This window comes from Burkholderia ubonensis (assembly GCF_001718695.1).
In the GTDB taxonomy this organism is placed as follows: domain Bacteria; phylum Pseudomonadota; class Gammaproteobacteria; order Burkholderiales; family Burkholderiaceae; genus Burkholderia; species Burkholderia ubonensis_B.
The window spans coordinates 1,810,373-1,832,335 of record NZ_CP013420.1 but is presented as its reverse complement, the minus strand read 5'-3'; the positions used below and the strand labels follow the sequence as shown (position 1 = coordinate 1,832,335).

Sequence of the window (21,963 nt, the reverse complement as noted above, 5' to 3'; positions counted from 1 at the left end):
GGTGGGCGGGTTCGGGATGCCGGCCGGAAACGCGGCGCGGCGCCGAGGGCAACGGTGACGCGGGTCGGGCAAGCCGGACGATGGGCGGACGGTCGCCACGCGCCGTGCGTGGGCCGTCGCGGGCCTGCGCTCGCGCGGCGGTCGGTCGGACCGGGGCGGTGCGCCATCGGCTGGCCCGCACGACAGGCGGCGCGGGTCGGGGACAGCGTAGGATCGTCAATTGGCCGCGAAAAGGCAAGCTGACCGCGTTGCGTGACGCCGGTTTTTGCCGATTTCGACGAGCGAGGCGAGGCGGGCGATGGCAGAGATCGGGCGTGGGCGGTGCGGCCGGCGGTCGTGATCGGTGATGCTGCTGGAACGGGTTACCGGGTCAGGTGGGCCGGACGAGTTACAGGGGACGCGCGGACCAGACGGGTTACGCAGTGAGCGACACGGGCGATATGGACTCCGCGAGCTTCACGAACGACACGAACGACGCGGCTACACACCCCATACGTCCATACGAGCCACGCACCCACACCCCCCATGCGCTCGCATCCACGCGCACCCCGCCGCCGGCTTACGCGCCCGACTTGCCGGTCGCGCCTGCGTCGCCGCCGGGCGCCGGATTGGCCGGGCAGGGCACGACCGGCACGGCCGTCGCGGCGACCGTCGTCTTGCCGCCTGCCACCGCGCTCGCTCCACTCGCCGCCACCCCACGCCGCGCGGCCAGCGCGCGCACGCCGGCGGCCGCCTGCGTCGCGATCGCGTCGAGCGCGCGCCGATGACCGGCGACGAGCGCGTCGTAGCCGTCGCCGACCGGCTCGGCGACGCTCGTGCGGCAGGTCATCACAACCTGCGTGCCGACCGCGCGCACGCTCCACACCGCGTCGATCGCCGCGCGCTTGGCCGGCCACGACTCGAAGCGCTGCACGTTGACGCTGACCCGGTACACGGGCACGCCTGCCGGATACGCGGAATTCACGACGTCGATCGTGCCGAGCTGCGCGGCGAGGTCGTCGGACAGCGCGCGGCGGATCTCGTCGGCGGGCGGCGACGCCCAGCGTTCCAGCTCGAGCACGTCGACCTGCGCGGCGTTCTTCTGCACGACGAGCTGGTTCTTCGCGACCTGCTCGGGGACGCCGACGGACGGCACCTCGATCAGGAACGGCGGGTTGGCGGGCGCCGTACGCACCGCGAGCGCCGCGTCGGCGGGGGTGAGCGTATAGAACCGCGCGGGCGGCGAGCTGCACGCGGCGAGCGCCAGCGCGGCGAGAACCACCGCCGCGCCGCTCGCGAATCCGTTCACGCGTGTCGTCATTGCTTGTCTCCTGGCTTGCCCTTGAGCAGCGATTCGGGGTGGCGCTCCAGATAGTCCGAGAGCGCGTTCAGCGATTGCAGCGTGCGTGTGAGTTCCTTCAGCGCGCCGCGCACGTCGGACTGCAGCGGCGAATCCTGCTGCAGCGTCGCCTCGGCGGCCGAGAAGGTCTGCTTCGCGGCCGACAGCGTGTCGCGCGCCTCGGGCGCGACCTGCGTGTCGAGCTGCCTGAACAGCCTGTCGGCGTTCGCGAGCGTGCTGTTCAGGTTCGCGCCGATCTGGTCGAACGGCACCTTGCCGAGCTTCTTCGCGATGTCGGCGACCACCACCTGCAGCTCCTCGAGCTCGTTCGGCACGGTCGGCAGCTCGAGCGGCTGGCGCGACGGGTCGATCTTCGCGGTCGTTGCCTTCGGGAAGAAGTCGAGCGCGACGTAGAGCTGGCTCGTCAGCAGGTTGCCGGTGCGCAGCTGGCCGCGCAGCCCGCGCTCGACGAGCCGCTCGACGATCCCGCGGCGGGCGGCCTCGCCCTTGCTCTCGATCGTTTCGCGGAAGCGCCGGCCGAGCCGTTCCGGATAGAGGTTCATCGTCACCGGCATCGTGAAGTTCTTCGCCTTCGGATCGTAGTCGATGCCGATGTTCGTGACTTCGCCGAGCACGATGCCGCGGAAGTCGACCGGCGCGCCGACGGCAAGGCCGCGCAGCGACTGGTTGAAGTTCATCACGACCTGCAGCGGCGGGCCGTCCGGCTCGCGCATCGCGTCGGCCTCGTCGGAGCCGAGGTGGAACACCGTGTTGTTCGGCGCGGCCGCGCCGCTGCCCTGGCCGGGCGGCGCCTGGAACGCGATGCCGCCGAGGATCACCGTCGCGAGCGACTGCGTGTTCAGCTTCAGGCCGCTCGAATCGAGCCGCAGGTCGACGCCGCTCGCCTGCCACCAGCGCGAATTGACGCCGACGTACTGGTCGTACGGCGCGTTGACGAACACGTTGACGGTGACGCCCGTGCCGTCCTTGTCGAGCGAGAAGCCGACCACCTGGCCGACCTGCACGCGCCGGTAGTAGACCGGCGAGCCGATGTCGACGGAGCCGAGCGACGCGCCGCGCAGCACGTACTGCGTGCCCTTCTGGTCGCCGGTGACGGGCGGCGGCGTCTCGAGGCCCGTGAAGTCGGTTTGCCCTTCCTGCGAGCGGCCGGCGTCGACGCCGATGTACGCGCCCGACAGCAGCGTGCCGAGCCCCGACACGCCGGTCGCACCGATCCGCGGACGCACGACCCAGAAGCGCGAGCCCTTGACCGCGAAGTCCTCGGCCTCCTTCTTGAGCTGCACGTCGACCAGCACGCGCGCCAGGTCCTTCGACAGCGTGATCGTCTTGACGATGCCGATCTCGACGTCCTTGTACTTGACCTGGGTCTTGCCGGGCTCGAGGCCCTCGGCGCTGCGGAAGCTGATCGTGATTTCCGGGCCGCGCTCGCGCACGGACTTGATCACGAGGCCGATGCCGATCAGCGCGGCGACCAGCGGCACGAGCCAGACGAGCGACGGCAGCCAGCCGCTTTTCGTCGAGATCGCCGGATCGGGTGGCCGGGGCCGGTCGTGCTGCGGGCCTTGCGGACTATTCATGGTGTTTCCCTGAGTTTTCGACAGGATCCCAGATCAGGCGGGGATCGAACTGCATCGACGCCAGCATCGTGAGGATCACGACCGAGCCGAACGCGAGCGCGCCGGGGCCGGCCGTGATCACGGCCAGTGAACGAAAGTGGACGAGCGCGACGGTGAGCGTCACGACGAAGATGTCGAGCATCGACCAGCGGCCGATGCGCTCGACGATCCGGAACAGGCGCGTGCGCTGCAGCGGCCGCCACGCGGAGCGGCGCTGCGCGCTGATCACGAGGATCACGAGCACGCCGAGCTTGAGCATCGGCACGAGGATGCTCGCGACGAACACGACGACGGCGAGCGGCCACTCGCCCGAGGTCCAGAAATAGACGACGCCGCTCATGATCGTGTCCTGCTGAGCGCCGACGAGCGACGACGTGCGCATGATCGGCAGCAGGTTCGCCGGAATGTAGAGGATCGCGGCGGCGAGCAGCAGCGCCCAGGTGCGCGCGATGCTGTTCGGCGTGCGGAAATGGAGCGCGGCGCCGCAGCGCGCGCAGTGCGCGTGCGCATGCGTGCGCGTGCGGTCAAGTGGCTGCACGAGCCCGCACGTATGGCAGCTGGCGAGGCCCTCGCGGGCGGCGGTCGGCGTCGTCATCGGCGGGGCGCCTCCGGCAGCGGCGCTTCGTCGTCGCCGGGCCCGTCGCGCAGCTCGTCGGCGATGTCCCACAGCCGCTGGGTCGAACATCAGCACGACGGCGATCATCAGCGTCAGCGCGGCGAACGCGAACAGCGCGGCTTCCGGCACGACGCGCGCGAGCGAGACCATCTTGACGATGGTCACGATGATGCCGAGCATGAACACCTCGATCATCCCCCACGGGCGCACCAGCTGGATCGCGCGCAGCACGAAGTTGAACCCGGGCGGCACGCGCCCGCGCCGCATCGGGAACAGCAGGTACAGCAGCGCGGCCATCTCGACGAGCGGAAACAAGACGGTCGAGCAGAACACCATCACGGCGACGAGCGCCATGTCCTGGCGCCACAGCGATTCGATCGCGCCGAGCAGCGTCGTCTGCACGCGGTTGCCGTTCACGTCCATCTCGAGGATCGGGAACGCCTGCGCGATCACGAACGTGATCAGCCCTGCGAGCGCGAGCGCGCAGATCCGCTCGAGCTGGGCCGAGCTGCTGCGGTAGAGCACCGCGTCGCAGCGCGGGCAATGCGCGACGTCGCGACCGCTAAGACGCGGTTTGTGCAACAGTGCGTCGCATTCGTGGCAGGCAATCAGGTCGTTTCGATGCATGGGGAAAGCGGTTGAGCGACGGCAGGGACACGCGTCGGCGGGGCCGGAACCCGCGCCAATCTTACCAAATCGGTTTTTCGGCGGTGTCAATGCCCGGGCGCGCGGTGACCGGCCGGTAACATGGCGCGAACGTGACAGCCGGCTGGCGTGCCTGTCCTCAGAGTCCGCGCGTCGAGAAAGGTTGCGGTAGCATGGCGCCCTTGGCATGCGCCGGACGATTGATGGCGCGGCCGTTCGCTGAATTGAGGAATCCATGGCATCGAATTCGCTGCCGGCCGCACCGGCCCGCTATACGAGCACCGCGATCGCGCTGCACTGGCTGATCGCACTGCTGATCGTCTGCGGCTTCGCGCTCGGCTGGGTGATGACCGACATCCCCGGCTTCACGCCGACGAAGCTCAAGTATTTCTCGTGGCACAAGTGGATCGGCGTGACCGTGTTCGCGCTGGCCGCCGTGCGCGTGCTGTGGCGCGCGACCCACGTGCCGCCGCCGGCGCCCGCGGGCATGCCGGCGCTGCAGCGCATCGCCGCGCACGGCGTGCACATGCTGCTGTACGTGCTGATGATCGTGATCCCGGTGACGGGCTACCTGTACAGCTCCGCATCGAACATCCCGGTCGTGTATCTCGGCATCGTGCCGCTGCCGCGCCTGATCGATCCCGACCCGGCGCTGAAGGAAACCTTCAAGACGCTCCACGTGTCCTTGAATTACATTTTGCTTGCGCTCGTCGCGCTGCACGTGCTCGCGGTGGTCAAGCATCAGTTGTTGGACCGCGACGGCCTGCTGTCGCGGATGCTCCCCTCTGCCAAATGAAGGATCCCATGAAAGTGTCTTTCTCCCGCTCCGTGCTGGCCGCGTTCGCCGCGGCGTCGTTCGCCGCGTCGGGCGCCGCGCATGCCGACGTCGATCTGGCGAAAAGCAAGGTGTCCGCCGTGTCGAAGCAGATGAACGTGCCGACCGAAGGCGTGTTCAAGAAATTCAGCGCGCAGATCAAGTTCGATCCCGCGAAGGCCGCGCAGGGCAGCGCGCAGGTGGCGATCGACATCGCGAGCTACGACCTCGGCGACAAGATGTACAACGACCAGGTCGCCGGCAAGGACTGGTTCGACGCGAAGGCGTACCCGCAGGCGACCTTCCAGTCGACCGCGATCGCGCCCGCCGGCGGCAACAAGTACAACGTGACCGGCAAGCTGACGATCAAGGGCAAGACCGAGACGCTGACCGTGCCGGTCACCGTCACGCAGAGCGGCGCGACGCAGGCCTTCGACGGCGTGCTGCCGATCAAGCGCTCGGCGTTCAACGTCGGCACCGGCGAATGGAAGGACACGTCGATCGTCGCCGACGAGGTGCAGATCAAGTTCCATCTCGTCGCGACGAAGTAAGCGGCGGGGTCCCGCATCACCCGTATCACGTGCCTCACCCGAATGCCGCGCAAGCGCGCGGCGCCGTTCCAAGGAGAAAAAGTTGAAAAAGCATCTGATGATCGCGGCGGGCGCGCTCGCCGCAGCCCTGTCGTTCCCGGCGTTCGCCGACGTGTCGACGTACCAGTTCGACCCGACCCACACGTACCCGAGCTTCGAGGCCGACCACTTCGGCGGCCTGTCGGTGTGGCGCGGCAAGTTCGACAAGTCGAGCGGCACGGTGACGCTCGATCGCGCCGCGAAGACGGGCACGGTCGACGTGACGACCCAGCTCGCGTCGATCAGCACCGGCAACACGAAGCTCGACGAGCACCTGCAGACGAACGAGTTCTTCGACGTCGCGAAGTATCCGGACGCGGTCTACAAGGGCACCGTGAAGTTCAAGGGCGACAAGCCGGCCGAAGTGGTCGGCAACCTGACGCTGCACGGCGTGACCAAGCCGCTGACGCTGAAGATCGATTCGTTCAAGTGCATGCCGCACCCGATGCTCAAGCGCGAAGTGTGCGGCATCGACGCGGTGGGCGAGTTCAGCCGTGACGAATTCGGCCTCGACTACGGCAAGCAGTACGGCTTCAAGATGCAGACCAAGCTGCTGATCACGGCAGAAGCGGTCAAGCAGGACGCCGCCAAGCAGTAAGCCGGGCCGCGCCGGCGCCGATCGCGCCGGCCGCCTGCGGGAAACCGCCGCGCTCCGTTGCCGGGCGCGGCGGTTTTTTTATTGCGCGCCGCCGGCGCGCCGGCCGTGCAGGCAGCGCAGGCGGGCCGTCTATAATCGCCCGAACCGTCGACGGCGGCGCGCGGGCCGCGCCGCCGCGCGAACGCGAACGAACAACGAGGACGAGGAGATTGCCCGTGCTGCGCAGGCGGTTCGGGTTCCGGTGAAGCGGAGCAGGGCGGCGCGCACAAGCAAAAAGGCCGGTTCGAGCGAACCGGCCTTTTCCGTTTGCCGAGGCAGCGACGCGCTTACACCTGCGCGCCCGCGTTCGGATCGTCCGGATCGTGCGCGAGCTTCTTTTCCTTGATCAGGTCTTCGCGCTTGATGCCGAGCCACATCGCGAGCGAGCCCGCGACGAACACCGACGAGTAGATGCCGAACAGGATGCCGACCGTCAGCGCGAGCGCGAAATAGTGCAGCGTCGGGCCGCCGAAGAAGAACATCGACAGCACCATCATTTCGGTCGACGTGTGCGTGATGATCGTCCGCGACATCGTGGTCGTGATCGCATGGTTGATCACTTCCTGCACGCTCATCTTGCGTTCGCGGCGGAACGTCTCGCGGATCCGGTCGAAGATGACGACCGACTCGTTCACCGAGTAGCCGAGCACCGCGAGGATCGCGGCGAGCACCGCGAGCGAGAACTCCCACTGGAAGAACGCGAAGAAGCCGAGAATGATCACCACGTCGTGCAGGTTCGCGATGATGCCGGCGACCGCGTACTTCCATTCGAAGCGGAACGACAGGTAGATCACGATGCCGATCACGACGCACGCGAGCGCGAGCAGGCCGTCGGTCGCGAGCTCCCGGCCGACCTGCGGGCCGACGAACTCGACGCGCTGCAGCGTCACGTCCGGGCTTTGCGCCTTCAGCGCGGTCATCACCTGGTCGCTCTGCTGCGCGGACGTGAGGCCCTGCTTGAGCTGCAGGCGGATCAGCACGTTGCGCGACGTGCCGAAGTTCTGCACCTGCGCGTCGGCGTAGCCGAGCTTGCCGAGCGTCGCGCGCACGGGCTCGAGCTGCGCGGCCTGCTGGTACTGGACCTCGATCACCGTGCCGCCGGTGAACTCGACGGACAGGTGCAGCCCGCGATGGAGCAGGAAGAACACGGCGGCGAGGAACGTGACCAGCGAGACCACGTTGAACACCAGCGCGTGCCGCATGAACGGGATGTCTTTACGGATGCGGAAAAATTCCATGATCGTCTCCGGGGCCTTATTGGGTCGAGCCCGGTTTCTTCGGCGGCAGGCCGGCCTGCGCACGGTTGCGCAATTGCGGCTTGCCGGTGCGCGGCGCGTTGCCCTTCGCGGGCGCGGCGAGCTTCGCGGCGCGCGCGGTGTCGGTCGCTTCGTCGGCGGCGTCGAACGACGCGGCGGCGCCGGCGGTCGCGCCTTCCGGCTTCCACACCTGGCCGATCGCGAGCGACTTCAGCTTCTTGCGGCCGCCGTACCAGAGGTTGACGAGCCCGCGCGAGAAGAACACCGCGGAGAACATCGACGTCAGGATGCCGAGGCAGTGCACGATCGCGAACGCGCGCACCGGGCCCGAGCCGAACGCGAGCAGCGCGAGGCCGGCGATCAGCGTCGTGACGTTCGAGTCGAGAATCGTCGCCCACGCGTGCGAGTAGCCGGCCTGGATCGCGAGCTGCGGCGGGTGGCCGGCGCGCAGTTCCTCGCGCACGCGCTCGTTGATCAGCACGTTCGAGTCGATCGCCATGCCGAGCGCGAGCGCGATGGCGGCGATGCCGGGCAGCGTCAGCGTCGCCTGCATCAGCGACAGCACCGCGACCAGCAGCAGCAGGTTCACCGACAGGCCGATCACCGAGATCATGCCGAACAGCATGTAGTACAGGATCATGAACACGGCGATCGCGACGAAGCCCCAGATCACCGAGTGCACGCCCATCTTGATGTTGTCGGCGCCGAGGCTCGGGCCGATCGTGCGTTCCTCGATGATGTCCATCGGCGCGGCGAGCGAGCCGGCGCGCAGCAGCAGCGCGAGGTCGGCTGCGGCCTGCGGGGTCGGCTGGCCGGTGATCTGGAAGCGGTCGCCGAGTTCCGACTGGATCGTCGCGACGGTCAGCACCTCGCCCTTGCCCTTCTCGAACAGCACCATCGCCATCGGCTTGCCGATGTTCTCGCGCGACACCGCGCGCACCGCGCGGCCGCCTGCCGAGTCGAGGCGGATGTTGACCGACGGGCGCTGGTGCTCGTCGAAGCCGGCCGACGCGTCGATGATGCGGTCGCCGGTGAAGATCACGTCCTTCTTCAGCAGCACGGGCGCCTGGTTGCCCTGCGTGAACAGTTCCTCGCCCGGCGGCACGGGGTCGTTCGGGTTCGGGTGCGTGTTGATCGGATCGGCGAGGCGCGCTTCGAGCGTCGCGGTGCGGCCGATGATGTCCTTCGCCTTCGCGGTGTCCTGCACGCCCGGCAGCTCGACGACGATGCGGTCGCTGCCCTGCTGCTGCAGGATCGGCTCCGACACGCCGAGCTCGTTGACCCGGTTGTGGAGCGTGGTGAGGTTCTGCTTGAGCGCCGCGTCTTCGACGGCCTTCTGCACGGCCGGCGTGAACGTGCCGACCACCTGGACGCCGCCGCCGCCGGGCTGGGTCGCCCATTGCAGCTCGGTGACCGACGACGCGAGCGCCTTGCGGGCGTCTTCGGCCGTCTGCGGATCGCTGAAGTTGACGACGACGGATTGATCGACGCGGCTCACGCCGCCGTCGCGGATGTTCTTGTCACGCAGCAGCGTGCGGGCGTCGGACGCGTCGGAATCGAGCTTCTTCGTCAGCGCGCCCGTCATGTCGACCTGCAGCAGGAAGTGGACGCCGCCGCGCAGGTCGAGGCCGAGATACATCGGCAGCGCGTGCAGTGCGGTCAGCCAGCGCGGCGACGCGCTCTGCAGGTTCAGCGCGACGACGTACTGCGGATCGCTCGGGTCGGCGTTCAGCGCTTTCTGCAGCAGGTCCTTCACGCGCAGCTGCGTATCGGTGTCCTTCAGGCGCACGCGGATGTTCGCGTTGGCGGCCGTGTTCTCGAAGGTGACGTCGTCCGGCTTGATCTGCGCGGCCGTCAGCGCGGCTTCGACCTGGCTCAGCGTCGCCGAGTCGAGCTTGACCGTGGCCTTGCCGCTCGACACCTGCACCGCCGGCGCTTCGCCGAAGAAATTGGGCAATGTGTACAGAAAGCCGATGGCGAGCGCCACGACCATCACGACATATTTCCAGATTGGGTAACGATTCATGAGGGGGCCGAACGGGATAGTTGGCTTGAAAGCGTCGCGTCCGGCGCCGCGTCGGCCCGCTTCTCGGGCGGGCGCGGCGCGGGGAGCCGGACGCTCGGACCAGGGCTTACAGCGACTTGATCGTGCCCTTCGGCAGAATGGTCGTGACAGCGGCCTTCTGCACGGTGATTTCGGTGCCTTCGGCGATCTCGACGCCGATGTAGGCTTCCGACACCTTCGTCACCTTGCCGACGAGCCCGCCGCTCGTGACGACCTCGTCGCCCTTGGCCATGGCCGAGAGCATGTTGCGGTGCTCCTTCTGGCGCTTCATCTGCGGGCGGATCATGATGAAATAGAGCACGGCGAACATCAGGATGAGCGGCAGGAAGCTCATCAGGCTCGATTCGGCGCCACCCGCGGCACCTTGCGCGAAGGCATTGGAAATGAACGGCACGTTGGTCTCTCCGTAAGGGAAGATCGAAAATTAAGCCGGTTATTCTACCACCGGCCCCAAGCTGCGACGGCACGGCAAATGCGCTTTGGGATCAAGCTGTTAAAGCACGAACCGGCACCGCTGTCGCGCGTCTGGAAAGCTGATTGTAATATTCGCCGGCCGCGACTGCCGGTTGCGGCGCGCGAAACGGGTTGCGATACGGGCTGCGATACGGGCTGTTATGCCGGTCGTGATACGGGCCGCGCGCATGCACGGCCGGCGCGCCGTCCGTTCAGTCGACCCCGGTCGCGCGATCCTCCGCGAAGCGCTGGCGGAACGCGTCGAACGTGTGCGTCTCGATCGCCTCGCGGATCTCGCTCATCAGCTGCAGGTAGTAGTGCAGGTTGTGGATCGTGTTGAGCTGCGCGCCGAGGATCTCGCCGACGCGGTGCAGGTGGTGCAGGTAGCCGCGCGAGAAGTTTTGGCACGTGTAGCACGCGCAGCTCGGGTCGAGCGGCTTCAGCGAATTCTTGTGCGTCGCGTTGCGGATCTTCACGTCGCCGAAGCGCGTGAACAGCCACCCGTTGCGCGCGTTGCGGGTCGGCATCACGCAGTCGAACATGTCGATGCCGTTGGCGACGCCGTCGACGAGGTCCTCCGGCGTGCCGACGCCCATCAGGTAGTGCGGCTTGTGCGCGGGCAGCTTCGGGCCGACGTGCCGCAGCACCCGCATCATGTCTTCCTTCGGCTCGCCGACCGACAGCCCGCCGATCGCGAGGCCGTGGAAATCCAGCTCGGCGAGGCCCGCGAGCGATTCGTCGCGCAGGTCCTCGAACATCCCGCCCTGGACGATCCCGAACAACGCGTTCGGGTTGCCGAGCCGGTTGAACTCGTCGAGCGAGCGCTTCGCCCAGCGCAGCGACATCCGCATCGAGTCGGCCGCTTCCTTGTGCGTGGTCGGCACGCCGTTGGTCGCGTAGGGCGTGCACTCGTCGAACTGCATCACGATGTCCGAGTTCAGCACCTTCTGGATCTGCATCGACACTTCCGGCGACAGGAACAGCTTGTCGCCGTTGATCGGCGACGCGAACGTGACGCCGTCCTCGGTGATCTTGCGCAGGTCGCCGAGCGAGAACACCTGGAAGCCGCCGGAATCGGTCAGGATCGGCTTGTTCCAGCCCATGAAGCCGTGCAGGCCGCCGTGCGCGTCGATCGTGTCGAGGCCCGGGCGCAGCCACAGGTGGAACGTGTTGCCGAGGATGATCTGGGCCTTGATCTCGTGCAGCTCGCGCGGCTGGATCGCCTTCACGGTGCCGTAGGTGCCGACCGGCATGAAGATCGGCGTCTCGACCACGCCATGATTGAGCGTCACGCGGCCGCGCCGCGCGTGGCCGTCGGTCGTCAGCAGGTCGAATTTCAGGCCGTTGTGCGGGCGGATGTGGGCGTGCGTATCGTGATCGTGGGAGGGACCTTCGGTCATCGCATTGGGCTCCTTGCAACCGAAAAACAGTTCGGCGCATGTTGAGTGCGCCACCGGGATACCGGCGGCGGGTAAAAATCGGATGTGCGCACTGTAGCGCGCCGCGCGACACTTACGCGCCGGCCTCCGGCGCGCTGCGCCGCGTGAGCAGCATCGCGTCGCCGTAGCTGAAGAAGCGGTAGCGCTCGTCGATCGCGTGCCGGTAGGCGGCGCGGATCGTCTCCACGCCCGCGAACGCCGAAACGAGCATCAGCAGCGTCGATTTCGGCAGGTGGAAATTGGTCACGAGCCGGTCGACCACGCGAAACGCGTAGCCGGGCGTGATGAAGATGTCGGTCTCGGCCTGCGTCGCGGCGAGCGGACGGCCCGCGGCGTCGGCGTCGCGCGCCGCGGCTTCGAGCGCGCGCATCGACGTCGTGCCGACCGCGATCACTTTGCCGCCGCGCGCGCGGGTCGCGGCGATCCTGTCGACCAGCGACTGCGGCAATTCGTACCACTCGCTGTGCATCTTGTGCTCGGCGAGGTTGTCGACCCGCACCGGCTGGAACGTGCCCGCGCCGACGTGCAGCGTCAGCGTCGCGCGCTCGACGCCCATCGCGTCGAGCTTCGCGAGCAGCGGCTCGTCGAAGTGCAGGCCGGCCGTCGGCGCGGCGACCGCGCCCGGGTTGCTCGCGTAGACGGTCTGGTAGCGCGTCTCGTCGGTCGCGTCGGGGTCGTGCTCGATGTACGGCGGCAGCGGCAGGCGGCCGTACTGCTCGATCAGGGTCAGGCACGGCGCCGGGAAATGCAGCGTGAAGAACGGCTCGACGCGCTCGCCGACCGTCACGTCGAACGCGTCGGCCAGCGTCAGCGTCGTGCCGGGCCCGGGCGACTTGCTCGCGCGGATCTGCGCGAGCGCGGTGCGGGTGCCCGTCACGCGCTCGATCAGCACCTCGACCTTGCCGCCGCTCGCCTTGTGGCCGAAGAAGCGCGCCTTCAGCACCTTGGTGTCGTTGAACACGAGCAGGTCGCCGGCCGCGATGCACGACGGCAGCTCGGCGAAACGGCGATCGACGAGGCGGGCCGGCACGACCGTGTTGTCGACCTCGAGCAGGCGGCTCGCGGTGCGGTCGGGCAGCGCGGTTTGCGCGATCAGCTCGGGCGGCAGATGGAAATCGAAATCGGAAAGCGTGAGCATGCGGGCTGGTTCGAAGCGGCCGGCGCGCGCTGCCGATAGGCTAAAACGCGTAAATGGGGCGCGCGAGCCGCTATGATGGCGGAGTCGCGGCTTGGCCGGCGTCGCTCGTTCGGACGACGTGAAAGCCGCTATTGTACTTGCGAAGCCCTCTGCCGATCCGATGCCTGTGTCACCACGCCGTTCCACCGCCGCCGCCGTTGACGATCCCGCCGACCCGTTCGACGCGGGCGAGGCCGCGCCGCCCGCGCCCCGCACGGGGGCGCGCCGCGCGGCGCCGCGTCGTGGCGCGGACGGCCGGCTCGCGCAGCCGGCGGCGGCCGCGCCCGACGTGACGGCCGAGCCTGCCGCATCGGAGGCGTCCGCGCCTGAGCCGGCCGCGCCGAAGCGCAAGAAAGCCGCGGCCGACAAGCCGGTGAAGACCGCCGACAAGCTCGCGAAGCTCGGCCTCACGCGCTCGATCGATCTCGTGCTGCACCTGCCGATGCGCTACGAGGACGAGACCACGCTCACGCCGATCGATGAGCTGCTGCCCGGCGGCATTGCGCAGACGGAAGGCGTCGTGTTCGACAACGAGGTCGCATACCGGCCGCGCCGCCAGCTCGTCGTGAAGATCCAGGACGACGACGGCGCGCAGCTCGTGCTGCGCTTCCTGAATTTCTACGGCTCGCAGGTCAAGCAGATGGCCGTCGGCCAGCGGCTGCGCGTGCGCGGCGACGTGCGCGGCGGCTTCTTCGGAATGGAGATGGTGCATCCGGCGGTGCGGGTCGTCGACGAGCACGCGCCGCTGCCGCAGGTGCTCACGCCCGTCTATCCGAGCACGGCGGGCGTGTCGCAGGCGTACCTGCGCAAGGCGATCGAGAACGCGGTCGAGCGCACGCCGCTGCCCGAGTTGCTGCCCCCCGAGATCGACCGTGCGTACCTGAAGCCGCTCGGCGTGCCGTCGCTCGCGGACGCCGTGCGAATCCTGCACCACCCGGGCGTCGACTCCGACGAACCCGCGCTGATGGACGGCTCGCATCCCGCATGGACGCGCATCAAGTTCGACGAGCTGCTCGCGCAGCAGCTGTCGCTCAAGCGCGCGCACGAGGAGCGCCGCACGCGCGCCGCGCCCGCGATGCCGCGCCGCGCGGCGGGCGACGCCGGCGCGTTGACGACGCGGCTCTACGCGGCGCTGCCGTTCACGCTGACGGGCGCGCAGGCGCGCGTCGTCGACGAGATCGCGCACGACCTGACGCTGCCGCACCCGATGCAGCGCCTGCTGCAGGGCGACGTCGGCAGCGGCAAGACCGTGGTCGCGGCGCTCGCGGCCGCGCAGGCGATCGACGCCGGCTACCAGGCCGCGCTGATGGCGCCGACCGAAATCCTCGCGGAGCAGCATGCGCGCAAGCTGCGCGGCTGGCTCGAGCCGCTCGGCGTGTCGGTTGCGTGGCTCGCGGGCAGCCTGAAGGCGAAGGAAAAGCGCGCGGCGATCGAAGCCGCCGCGCTCGGCACCGCGCAGCTCGTGATCGGCACGCACGCGATCATCCAGGACGCGGTCGAATTCGCGCGGCTCGGCCTCGTGATCGTCGACGAGCAGCATCGCTTCGGCGTCGAGCAGCGCCTTGCGCTGCGCGCGAAGGCCGCCAACGCCGCGGACGGCGCGCAGGGCTTCCAGCCGCACCAGCTGATGATGTCGGCGACGCCGATCCCGCGCACGCTCGCGATGACCTACTACGCGGATCTCGACGTGTCGACGATCGACGAATTGCCGCCGGGCCGCACGCCGATCCTGACGCGCCTCGTCGGCGACGCGCGGCGCGAAGAGGTGATCGCGCGGGTGCGCGAGGCCGCGCTGACGGGCCGCCAGGTCTACTGGGTCTGCCCGCTGATCGAGGAAAGCGAGACGCTGCAGCTGCAGACGGCCGTCGAAACCTACGAGACGCTCGTCGCCGCGCTGCCCGAGCTGAAGGTCGGCCTCGTGCACGGGCGCCTGTCGACCGCCGACAAGGCGGCGGTGATGGACGCGTTCACGCGCAACGAGGTGCAGCTGCTCGTCGCGACGACGGTGATCGAGGTCGGCGTCGACGTGCCGAACGCGTCGCTGATGGTGATCGAGCACGCGGAGCGCTTCGGCCTCGCGCAGCTGCACCAGCTGCGCGGCCGGGTGGGGCGCGGCACCGCGGCGTCGGTGTGCGTGCTGCTGTACAGCGGGCCGCTGTCGCTCGCGGGCCGCGCGCGGCTGAAGACGATGCGCGAGACCACCGACGGCTTCGAGATCGCGCGGCGCGACCTCGAGATCCGCGGGCCGGGGGAATTCCTCGGCGCGCGCCAGTCGGGCGCCGCGATGCTGCGCTTCGCGAACCTCGAAACCGACGGCTGGCTGATCGAGCCGGCCCGCGAAGCGGCGGCGCGGCTGATCGCCGCGTACCCGGACGTCGTCACGCAGCATCTCGCGCGCTGGCTCGGCGCGCGCGAGCAGTACCTGAAAGCGTGATGGCGGATTGAGGGCCGGATTTAAAAGCGCCGTTTCGCGCGTCAGGATGCGGAGAAACTTGGCGAACCGGCACCACAGGGTGTATAAAATAAACCTATCGCCTGTATATATTTGATTGACCCGCAATGACACTGACTGAACTGAAATACATCGTCGCGGTTGCGCGCGAACGGCATTTCGGCCGCGCGGCCGAAGCGTGCTTCGTGAGCCAGCCGACGCTGTCGGTGGCGATCAAGAAGCTGGAAGACGAGCTCAACGTACAGATATTCGAGCGCGGCGCGAGCGAAGTGAGCGTCACGCCGATCGGCGACCAGATCGTCACGCAGGCACAGCGCGTGCTGGAGCAGACCTTCGCGATCAAGGAGATCGCGAAGCAGGGCAAGGACCCGCTCATCGGGCCGTTCCGGCTCGGCGTGATCTACACGATCGGGCCGTACCTGCTGCCGACGCTCGTCAAGCAGATGATCCAGCGGGTGCCGCAGATGCCGCTGATGCTGCAGGAGAACTACACGCTCAAGCTGCTCGAACTGCTGAAGCAGGGCGAGATCGACGCCGCGATCATGGCGCTGCCGTTCCCGGAAACGGGGCTGATGGTGCGGCCGCTGTACGACGAGCCGTTCGTCGTCGCGCTGCCGGCCGGGCATCCGTGGGAGAAGCGCAACCAGATCGACGCGGAGGACCTGAAGCAGGAAACGATGCTGCTGCTCGGCAACGGCCATTGCTTCCGCGACCACGTGCTCGGCGTGTGCCCCGAACTGATGCGCTTCTCGCAGACGGCCGACGGCATCCAGAAGACCTTCGAGGGCTCGTCGCTCGAAACGATCCGCCACATGGTCGCGAGCGGTGTCGGCATCACCGTGCTGCCGCGGATGTCGGTCGCCGAGATCGGCCCGCGCGCGAACGGCCCGGACGCCGAGCTGCTGTCGTACGTGCCGTTCAACGAGCCGGTGCCGGACCGCCGCGTCGTGCTCGTGTGGCGCAAGAGCTTCACGCGGATGCCCGCGATCGACGCGATCAGCGAGGCGATCGCCGCGTGCGAGCTGCCGGGCGTCGCAAAGCTCGACATGCCGGCGACGATGAACTGAGCACACGTGGCGTACGCCGTGCGCCGGCCGATGAACGGGGTTCCGAGGCCCCGTTTATTTTTCCCTATCGCATAGATAAAAGTTATCAAATTCAAAATGTCGATAGATGAAAATAGAATGGTCGACATGGATGCAGCAGGCCGGTCAAACGCGGTCTGCACGCTGGGTGCAAGGGTCAGGGGAGGATGTCATGATGCGATCGGTATTGGAGCACGCGCGGCGGAACATGCCGTTGCGCGATGAAGTCGTCAATCGTGCGCGGGCCGCGGCCCGCAGCCTGGGCCCGCTCGCGTATGCGTATCTCGCGGACCGCGCGTACGGCGGATGAGAGCCGCCGCGCAGGATCGGCGGGCCAGCCGCGCTGCGGCCACGACGCACGACATCCGATAGCAACACAGGTGTACGAGCCTGTTCCGTCTTATCCCCCGCAATGCTTCACTGACCGCGCCACGGCACGTGGGGGCCTACGAGCAAACAATGGAGAAGAAAAGCATGTCGACCGAATCGAAATGTCCGTTCAACCACACGGCGGCCGGCGGCACGTCGAACAAGGACTGGTGGCCCGAGCAGCTGAACCTGAACATCCTGCACCGGCATGCGTCGGTGTCCGATCCGATGGACGCGGATTTCGACTATGCCGAGGCATTCAAGAAGCTCGATTTCGCGGCGCTCAAGCAGGACCTCCGCGCGCTGATGACCACGTCGCAGGACTGGTGGCCGGCCGACTTCGGCCACTACGGCGGCCTGTTCATCCGCATGGCGTGGCACAGCGCCGGCACGTACCGCACGGGCGACGGCCGCGGCGGCGCGGGCGGCGGCCAGCAGCGCTTCGCCCCGCTCAACAGCTGGCCCGACAACGGCAACCTCGACAAGGCGCGCCGGCTGCTGTGGCCCGTCAAGCAGAAGTACGGCCGCAACATCTCGTGGGCCGACCTGATGATCCTCGCCGGCAACGTCGCGCTCGAATCGATGGGCTTCAAGACCTTCGGCTACGCGGGCGGCCGCGCGGACACGTGGGAGCCGGACGACGTCTACTGGGGTTCGGAGAAGATCTGGCTGGAACTGAGCGGCGGCCCGAACAGCCGCTACTCGGGCGACCGTGATCTCGAGAACCCGCTGGCCGCCGTGCAGATGGGCCTGATCTACGTGAACCCGGAAGGCCCGGACGGCAACCCGGACCCGATCGCCGCGGCGCGCGACATTCGCGAGACCTTCGCGCGGATGGCGATGAACGACGAGGAAACCGTCGCGCTGATCGCGGGCGGCCACACGTTCGGCAAGACCCACGGCGCTGGCCCCGCGTCGAACGTCGGCGCCGAGCCGGAGGCTGCGGCCATCGAGGAGCAGGGGCTCGGCTGGAAGAGCAGCTACGGCACCGGCAAGGGCAAGGACGCGATCACGAGCGGGCTGGAAGTCACGTGGACGACCACGCCGACGCAGTGGAGCCACAACTTCTTCGAGAACCTGTTCGGCTACGAATGGGAGCTGACGAAGAGCCCGGCCGGCGCGCACCAGTGGGTTGCGAAGGGCGCCGACGCGGTGATTCCGGATGCATTCGATCCGTCGAAGAAGCACCTGCCGACGATGCTGACGACCGACCTGTCGCTGCGCTTCGATCCGGCGTACGAAAAGATCGCGCGGCGCTTCTACGAGAACCCGGACCAGTTCGCCGACGCGTTCGCCCGGGCGTGGTTCAAGCTGACCCACCGCGACATGGGCCCGCGCGCACGCTATCTCGGCCCGGAAGTGCCGGCCGAGGCGCTGCTGTGGCAAGACCCGGTTCCGGCCGTCGACCACGAGCTGATCGACGACGCCGACGTCGCGGCGCTGAAGGGCAAGATCCTCGCGTCGGGCCTGTCCGTGTCGCAGCTGGTGTCGACCGCGTGGGCGTCGGCGTCGACGTTCCGCGGCTCCGACAAGCGCGGCGGCGCGAACGGCGCGCGCATTCGCCTCGCGCCGCAGAAGGACTGGGAAGCGAACCAGCCCGCGCAGCTCGCGAAGGTGCTGGCGACGCTCGAAGGCATCCGCAGCGCGTTCAACGACGCGCAGACGGGCGGCAAGCAGGTGTCGCTCGCGGACCTGATCGTGCTGGCCGGCGCCGCGGGCGTCGAGCAGGCGGCGAAGAACGCAGGCCAGACGGTGACGGTTCCGTTCGCGCCGGGCCGCACGGATGCGTCGCAGGAGCAGACCGATGTCGACGCGATGGCGGTGCTCGAGCCGCACGCGGACGGCTTCCGCAACTACCTGAAGGGCAAGTACCGGGTGCCGGCCGAGGCGCTGCTGGTCGACAAGGCGCAGCTGCTGACGCTGAGCGCGCCGGAAATGACGGTGCTGCTGGGCGGGCTGCGCGTGCTGGGCGCGAACGTTCGGGCAGAGCGCGCATGGCGTGTTCACGGACCGGCCGGAGGCGCTGACCAACGACTTCTTCGTGAACCTGCTCGACATGGGCACCGAGTGGAAGCCGGTGTCGGCCGACAACGACGTGTTCGAAGGGCGCGATCGCGCGACGGGCAAGGTGAAGTGGACCGGCACGCGCGTGGACCTGGTGTTCGGCTCGCACTCGCAGCTGCGGGCGCTGGCCGAGGTCTACGGCAGCGCGGATGCGCAGGAGAAGTTCGTGCGCGACTTCGTCGCGGTCTGGAACAAGGTGATGAACCTCGACCGCTTCGACCTCGCGTAATCGCGACGCCTCGCTGTCGACGCACTGACGGCGGGTAACGGGGAAACGGCCGGTCGCGAGACCGGCCGTTTTCGTCTGACGGATGGATTTTGTCGTTCTGTTTGAAGGAGTCACGATCATGACGCAATTGATGATGGATATGCGCGTCGCGCTCGCCGCGCCGGTGACGCGCGCGCCTGCGGCCGCGCTGCGGCGCTTCGTCGGCTTCGCGATCGCCGGCGGCGGCGCGGCCGTGCTGGTCGCGCAGGCGCTGCACCACGTCGCCGCCGTCGCGGCCGGTTGAGCGCGCGAACCCGTTTCGCTCGAGGGGGCCGATCACGATCCCCGCTGCGCGGGCGGGCGCCGGGCGCGAGCCGCCCCGACATGACGCGAACCGCTGCCCGGCTCTAAAATGCCGGGGTTATCTTCCCGGTGCTTCGCCATGCTCGCCCGCTTTCCCCTGTATCTGCGGCTCGTCCGGATGGACAAGCCGATCGGCAGCCTGCTGCTGCTCTGGCCGACGCTCAACGCGCTGTGGATCGCGTCGAACGGCCAGCCGCGCTGGTCGCTGCTCGTGATCTTCGCGCTCGGCACGCTGCTGATGCGTTCGGCCGGCTGCGCGATCAACGACTACGCGGACCGCGACTTCGACCGCCACGTGAAGCGCACGGCCGACCGTCCGCTGACGTCCGGCAAGATCCGGGCGTGGGAAGCGATCGCGATCGCGGTCGGGCTGGCGCTCGTCGCGTTCCTGCTGATCCTGCCGCTCAATACGCTGACGAAGGAGCTGTCGGTAGTCGCGGTGATCGTCGCGGGCACCTATCCGTTCATGAAGCGCTTCTTCGCGATCCCGCAGGCGTACCTCGGCATCGCGTTCGGCTTCGGCATCCCGATGGCGTTCGCGGCCGTGCAGGACACGGTGCCGATGCTCGCGTGGGTCATGCTGATCGCGAACGTGTTCTGGTCGGTCGCCTACGACACCGAATACGCGATGGTCGATCGCGACGACGACATCAAGATCGGCATTCGCACGTCGGCGCTCACGTTCGGCCGCTTCGACGTCGCGGCGGTGATGGCATGCTATGCGGCCACGCTCGGCATCTACGTGTGGGTCGGGCTGACGCTCGGCTTCGGCCTCGTCTACTGGGCGGGGTGGGCGGCGGCGGCCGGCTGCGCGGTGTATCACTACACGCTGATCAAGGATCGCGAGCGGATGCCGTGCTTCGCTGCGTTCCGGCACAACAACTGGCTCGGCGGCGTGCTGTTCGCGGGGATCGCCGCGCATTACGCGGTGGCCGGGCTCTGAGCGCCGGTGACGGCGGCGCATCCTGCGCCGGAAAAAGAGAAAGCGGCCCGCGGGCCGCTTTCTCTTTTTGCGCGAAGGGGCGAGCGGGGGTGCGGAGCCGCAACCGCCGCGCACGTACCGTTTAATCGCGCCCGAGCTCGTCGCCCATTTCCTTCGCGCGCGCCGCGGCCGCGAGCGCGCCGCGCACGATCGCTTCCTTGACGCCCTGCGCGTCGAACGACGCGAGCGCGGCCGCCGTCGTGCCGCCCTTCGACGTCACGCGCTCGCGCAGCACGCTGGCCGGCTCGCCGGATTGCGCGGCGAGCTGCGCGGCGCCCGTGAACGTCGCGACCGCGAGCGCGCGGCCCTGCTCGTCGTTCATCCCGAGGCGGCACGCCGCTTCCTGCAGCGCTTCGATGAAATAGAACACGTACGCGGGGCCGCTGCCCGAGATCGCGGTGACCGCGTCGAGCTGCGACTCGTCGTCGAACCAGACGATCTCGCCGACCGCGCCGAGCACGTTCGACGCCAGTTCGCGGCCCGCCGCGTCGACGCCCGGCAGCGCGGCGAGCCCCGTCACGCCCATGCCGACGAGCGCCGGCGTGTTCGGCATCGTGCGCACGACGCGCGCGTAATCGCCGAGCCAGCGCGCCAGATCCGTGCCGCGGATGCCCGCCGCGATGCTGATCACGAGCTGGGTCTTCAGGTGCGGCGCGAGCGCCTGCGCGACGTCCTTCAGCACCTGCGGCTTGACCGCGAGCACGACCGCGTCGTAATCCGCGAGCGTCGCGTCGATGGCCGCGCCGGTGCGGATGCCGAATTGCTGCGCGGCGCGCGCGCGGACGTCTTCGTTGACGTCGATCGCGTACAGGCCGTCCGCGCCGACGCCGCGCTTGACGAGGCCGCCGATCAATGCCGCGGCCATGTTGCCGCTGCCGATGAATGCAATCTTCATGATGTCGGGGAATGAGAAGTGGATCAATGGGAATAGTCGCGCGCGCCGAAGATCGCGGTGCCGACTCGCACGATCGTCGCGCCTTCGAGCACGGCCGCCTCGAGATCGGCGGACATGCCCATCGACAGCGTATCGAGCGGCAGCCCATCCGCGCGCAGCGCGTCGAACAGCGCGCGCAGCGCGCGATGCGGCGCGCGCTGCGCGTCGGCGTCGCCCGCGGGTTCGGGGATCGCCATCAGGCCGCGCAGCCGCAGCGACGGCAGCGCGGCCACCGCGTGCGCGACCTCGGCGACGTCGGCCGGCGCGACGCCGCTCTTCGACGCCTCGCCGCTGATGTTCACCTGCACGCACACGTTGAGCGGCGGCAGATGCGCGGGCCGCTGCTCGGCGAGCCGCTGCGCGATCTTCAGCCGGTCGATCGAATGCACCCAGTCGAAGCGTTCGGCGACGGGGCGCGTCTTGTTCGACTGCAGCGGCCCGATGAAATGCCATTCGAGCGCCGCGCGCAGATCGGCGAGCGCGTCGATCTTGTCGATCGACTCCTGCACGTAGTTCTCGCCGAACGCGCGCTGGCCGGCTGCGTGTGCGGCGCGCACCGCATCGGCGGGGAAGGTCTTCGAGACGGCGAGCAGCGTGACGGCGGCGGGGTCGCGCCCGGCTGCGCGGGCGGCGTCGGCGATGCGGCGGTGGACGGATTCGAGGCGAACGGCGAGATCGGACATGACGGGCACGGAAGCTGGCACTGAAGCGGAGACGGCGCGCTGCGGCACCGCATGCGCCGCAGCAAAGCGCCCATTATACGGACGGCACGCGGACGGACGGCAGGCGGACGGCGCGCCGCGCCGCAGCGGGCCGCCGC

Annotated in this window: 17 protein-coding genes and 1 pseudogene; 8 read left to right on the top strand and 10 right to left on the bottom strand. The window is 68.7% G+C overall.

Annotated elements, in window-relative coordinates:
- Positions 1-559: 559 nt before the first annotated feature.
- The 3 genes from WJ35_RS08345 to WJ35_RS08335 are packed head-to-tail and all read right to left on the bottom strand — an operon-like array spanning position 560 to position 4,198.
- Positions 560-1,300: a PqiC family protein gene (locus WJ35_RS08345; protein WP_069239033.1), complete on the bottom strand. Its 741-nt coding sequence runs from the start codon at positions 1,298-1,300 to the stop codon at positions 560-562.
- Positions 1,297-2,916 carry an intermembrane transport protein PqiB gene (locus tag WJ35_RS08340; protein ID WP_069239032.1) on the bottom strand — a complete coding sequence of 540 codons (1,620 nt, stop codon included), beginning with the start codon at positions 2,914-2,916 and terminating at the stop codon, positions 1,297-1,299. The genes WJ35_RS08345 and WJ35_RS08340 overlap by 4 nt, the downstream gene beginning before the upstream one ends.
- Complete coding sequence (locus WJ35_RS08335) at positions 2,909-4,198, bottom strand: paraquat-inducible protein A (RefSeq protein ID WP_069239031.1); 1,290 nt, start codon at positions 4,196-4,198, stop codon at positions 2,909-2,911. Before WJ35_RS08335 ends, WJ35_RS08340 begins: the two co-directional genes overlap by 8 nt.
- Positions 4,199-4,451: 253 nt before the next feature.
- On the opposite strand from WJ35_RS08335, the gene WJ35_RS08330 reads away from it, so the two are divergent.
- The 3 genes from WJ35_RS08330 to WJ35_RS08320 all read left to right on the top strand — a co-directional run bounded on the left by WJ35_RS08330 (position 4,452) and on the right by WJ35_RS08320 (position 6,257).
- Complete coding sequence (locus WJ35_RS08330) at positions 4,452-5,012, top strand: cytochrome b (protein WP_069239030.1); 561 nt, start codon at positions 4,452-4,454, stop codon at positions 5,010-5,012.
- An 8-nt stretch (positions 5,013-5,020) separates the two neighbouring features.
- Positions 5,021-5,581 (top strand): YceI family protein, encoded by a 561-nt coding sequence (locus WJ35_RS08325; protein WP_069239420.1) that lies wholly within the window; start codon positions 5,021-5,023, stop codon positions 5,579-5,581.
- A gap of 82 nt (positions 5,582-5,663) precedes the next feature.
- Complete coding sequence (locus tag WJ35_RS08320; RefSeq protein WP_069239029.1) at positions 5,664-6,257, top strand: YceI family protein; 594 nt, start codon at positions 5,664-5,666, stop codon at positions 6,255-6,257.
- Between the two features lie 326 nt (positions 6,258-6,583).
- Here WJ35_RS08320 and secF read toward each other — a convergent pair whose 3' ends face one another.
- The 5 genes from secF to queA form a co-directional block, all read right to left on the bottom strand.
- Complete coding sequence (secF, locus tag WJ35_RS08315; protein WP_010091395.1) at positions 6,584-7,534, bottom strand: protein translocase subunit SecF; 951 nt, start codon at positions 7,532-7,534, stop codon at positions 6,584-6,586.
- 16 nt (positions 7,535-7,550) lie between these two features.
- The gene (gene secD / locus WJ35_RS08310) at positions 7,551-9,578 is read right to left on the bottom strand and encodes a protein translocase subunit SecD (RefSeq protein WP_069239028.1); all 2,028 of its coding nucleotides are present in this window, start codon (positions 9,576-9,578) and stop codon (positions 7,551-7,553) included.
- A gap of 106 nt (positions 9,579-9,684) precedes the next feature.
- Positions 9,685-10,011, bottom strand: a complete 327-nt coding sequence (yajC, locus tag WJ35_RS08305; protein ID WP_010091397.1) for a preprotein translocase subunit YajC — start codon at positions 10,009-10,011, stop codon at positions 9,685-9,687.
- Between the two features lie 271 nt (positions 10,012-10,282).
- A complete protein-coding gene (gene tgt / locus WJ35_RS08300; protein ID WP_069239027.1) occupies positions 10,283-11,470 on the bottom strand; it encodes a tRNA guanosine(34) transglycosylase Tgt in 1,188 nt (395 codons plus the stop codon).
- 112 nt (positions 11,471-11,582) lie between these two features.
- Positions 11,583-12,647, bottom strand: coding sequence for a tRNA preQ1(34) S-adenosylmethionine ribosyltransferase-isomerase QueA (gene queA / locus WJ35_RS08295; protein WP_060236200.1), 1,065 nt, complete (start codon positions 12,645-12,647; stop codon positions 11,583-11,585).
- A 160-nt stretch (positions 12,648-12,807) separates the two neighbouring features.
- Here queA and recG point away from each other — a divergent pair, with 160 nt between their 5' ends.
- The 5 genes and pseudogenes from recG (at position 12,808) to ubiA (ending at position 20,170) form a co-directional block, all read left to right on the top strand.
- Positions 12,808-15,120 carry an ATP-dependent DNA helicase RecG gene (recG, locus tag WJ35_RS08290; RefSeq protein WP_060236198.1) on the top strand — a complete coding sequence of 771 codons (2,313 nt, stop codon included), beginning with the start codon at positions 12,808-12,810 and terminating at the stop codon, positions 15,118-15,120.
- A gap of 125 nt (positions 15,121-15,245) precedes the next feature.
- Entirely contained in the window at positions 15,246-16,205 is a 960-nt protein-coding gene (locus WJ35_RS08285; protein ID WP_010091417.1) for a LysR substrate-binding domain-containing protein, read from the top strand.
- Between the two features lie 492 nt (positions 16,206-16,697).
- Positions 16,698-18,885: pseudogene (gene katG, locus WJ35_RS08275) on the top strand (catalase/peroxidase HPI).
- 118 nt (positions 18,886-19,003) lie between these two features.
- Entirely contained in the window at positions 19,004-19,168 is a 165-nt protein-coding gene (locus WJ35_RS31790; RefSeq protein ID WP_088580152.1) for a hypothetical protein, read from the top strand.
- Positions 19,169-19,306: 138 nt separating this feature from the next.
- On the top strand, positions 19,307-20,170 hold the full coding sequence (gene ubiA, locus WJ35_RS08265; RefSeq protein WP_010091422.1) for a 4-hydroxybenzoate octaprenyltransferase: 864 nt from the start codon (positions 19,307-19,309) through the stop codon (positions 20,168-20,170).
- 121 nt (positions 20,171-20,291) lie between these two features.
- Here the strand turns inward: ubiA and proC are convergent, their stop codons facing one another.
- Both proC and WJ35_RS08255 read right to left on the bottom strand, forming a co-directional pair.
- Complete coding sequence (gene proC, locus WJ35_RS08260; protein WP_060236192.1) at positions 20,292-21,104, bottom strand: pyrroline-5-carboxylate reductase; 813 nt, start codon at positions 21,102-21,104, stop codon at positions 20,292-20,294.
- Positions 21,105-21,127: 23 nt separating this feature from the next.
- Entirely contained in the window at positions 21,128-21,826 is a 699-nt protein-coding gene (locus WJ35_RS08255) for a YggS family pyridoxal phosphate-dependent enzyme (protein WP_042584509.1), read from the bottom strand.
- Positions 21,827-21,963: the final 137 nt, after the last annotated feature.

Coding starts and splice junctions, on each gene's coding strand:
- WJ35_RS08345 (WP_069239033.1), bottom strand. CDS start 1,300: ATGACGACACGCGTGAACGGATTCGCGAGCGGCGCGGCGGTGGTTCTC.
- WJ35_RS08340 (WP_069239032.1), bottom strand. CDS start 2,916: ATGAATAGTCCGCAAGGCCCGCAGCACGACCGGCCCCGGCCACCCGAT.
- WJ35_RS08335 (WP_069239031.1), bottom strand. CDS start 4,198: ATGCATCGAAACGACCTGATTGCCTGCCACGAATGCGACGCACTGTTG.
- WJ35_RS08330 (WP_069239030.1), top strand. CDS start 4,452: ATGGCATCGAATTCGCTGCCGGCCGCACCGGCCCGCTATACGAGCACC.
- WJ35_RS08325 (WP_069239420.1), top strand. CDS start 5,021: ATGAAAGTGTCTTTCTCCCGCTCCGTGCTGGCCGCGTTCGCCGCGGCG.
- secF (WP_010091395.1), bottom strand. CDS start 7,534: ATGGAATTTTTCCGCATCCGTAAAGACATCCCGTTCATGCGGCACGCG.
- secD (WP_069239028.1), bottom strand. CDS start 9,578: ATGAATCGTTACCCAATCTGGAAATATGTCGTGATGGTCGTGGCGCTC.
- tgt (WP_069239027.1), bottom strand. CDS start 11,470: ATGACCGAAGGTCCCTCCCACGATCACGATACGCACGCCCACATCCGC.
- queA (WP_060236200.1), bottom strand. CDS start 12,647: ATGCTCACGCTTTCCGATTTCGATTTCCATCTGCCGCCCGAGCTGATC.
- recG (WP_060236198.1), top strand. CDS start 12,808: ATGCCTGTGTCACCACGCCGTTCCACCGCCGCCGCCGTTGACGATCCC.
- WJ35_RS08285 (WP_010091417.1), top strand. CDS start 15,246: ATGACACTGACTGAACTGAAATACATCGTCGCGGTTGCGCGCGAACGG.
- WJ35_RS31790 (WP_088580152.1), top strand. CDS start 19,004: ATGACGCAATTGATGATGGATATGCGCGTCGCGCTCGCCGCGCCGGTG.
- ubiA (WP_010091422.1), top strand. CDS start 19,307: ATGCTCGCCCGCTTTCCCCTGTATCTGCGGCTCGTCCGGATGGACAAG.
- proC (WP_060236192.1), bottom strand. CDS start 21,104: ATGAAGATTGCATTCATCGGCAGCGGCAACATGGCCGCGGCATTGATC.
- WJ35_RS08255 (WP_042584509.1), bottom strand. CDS start 21,826: ATGTCCGATCTCGCCGTTCGCCTCGAATCCGTCCACCGCCGCATCGCC.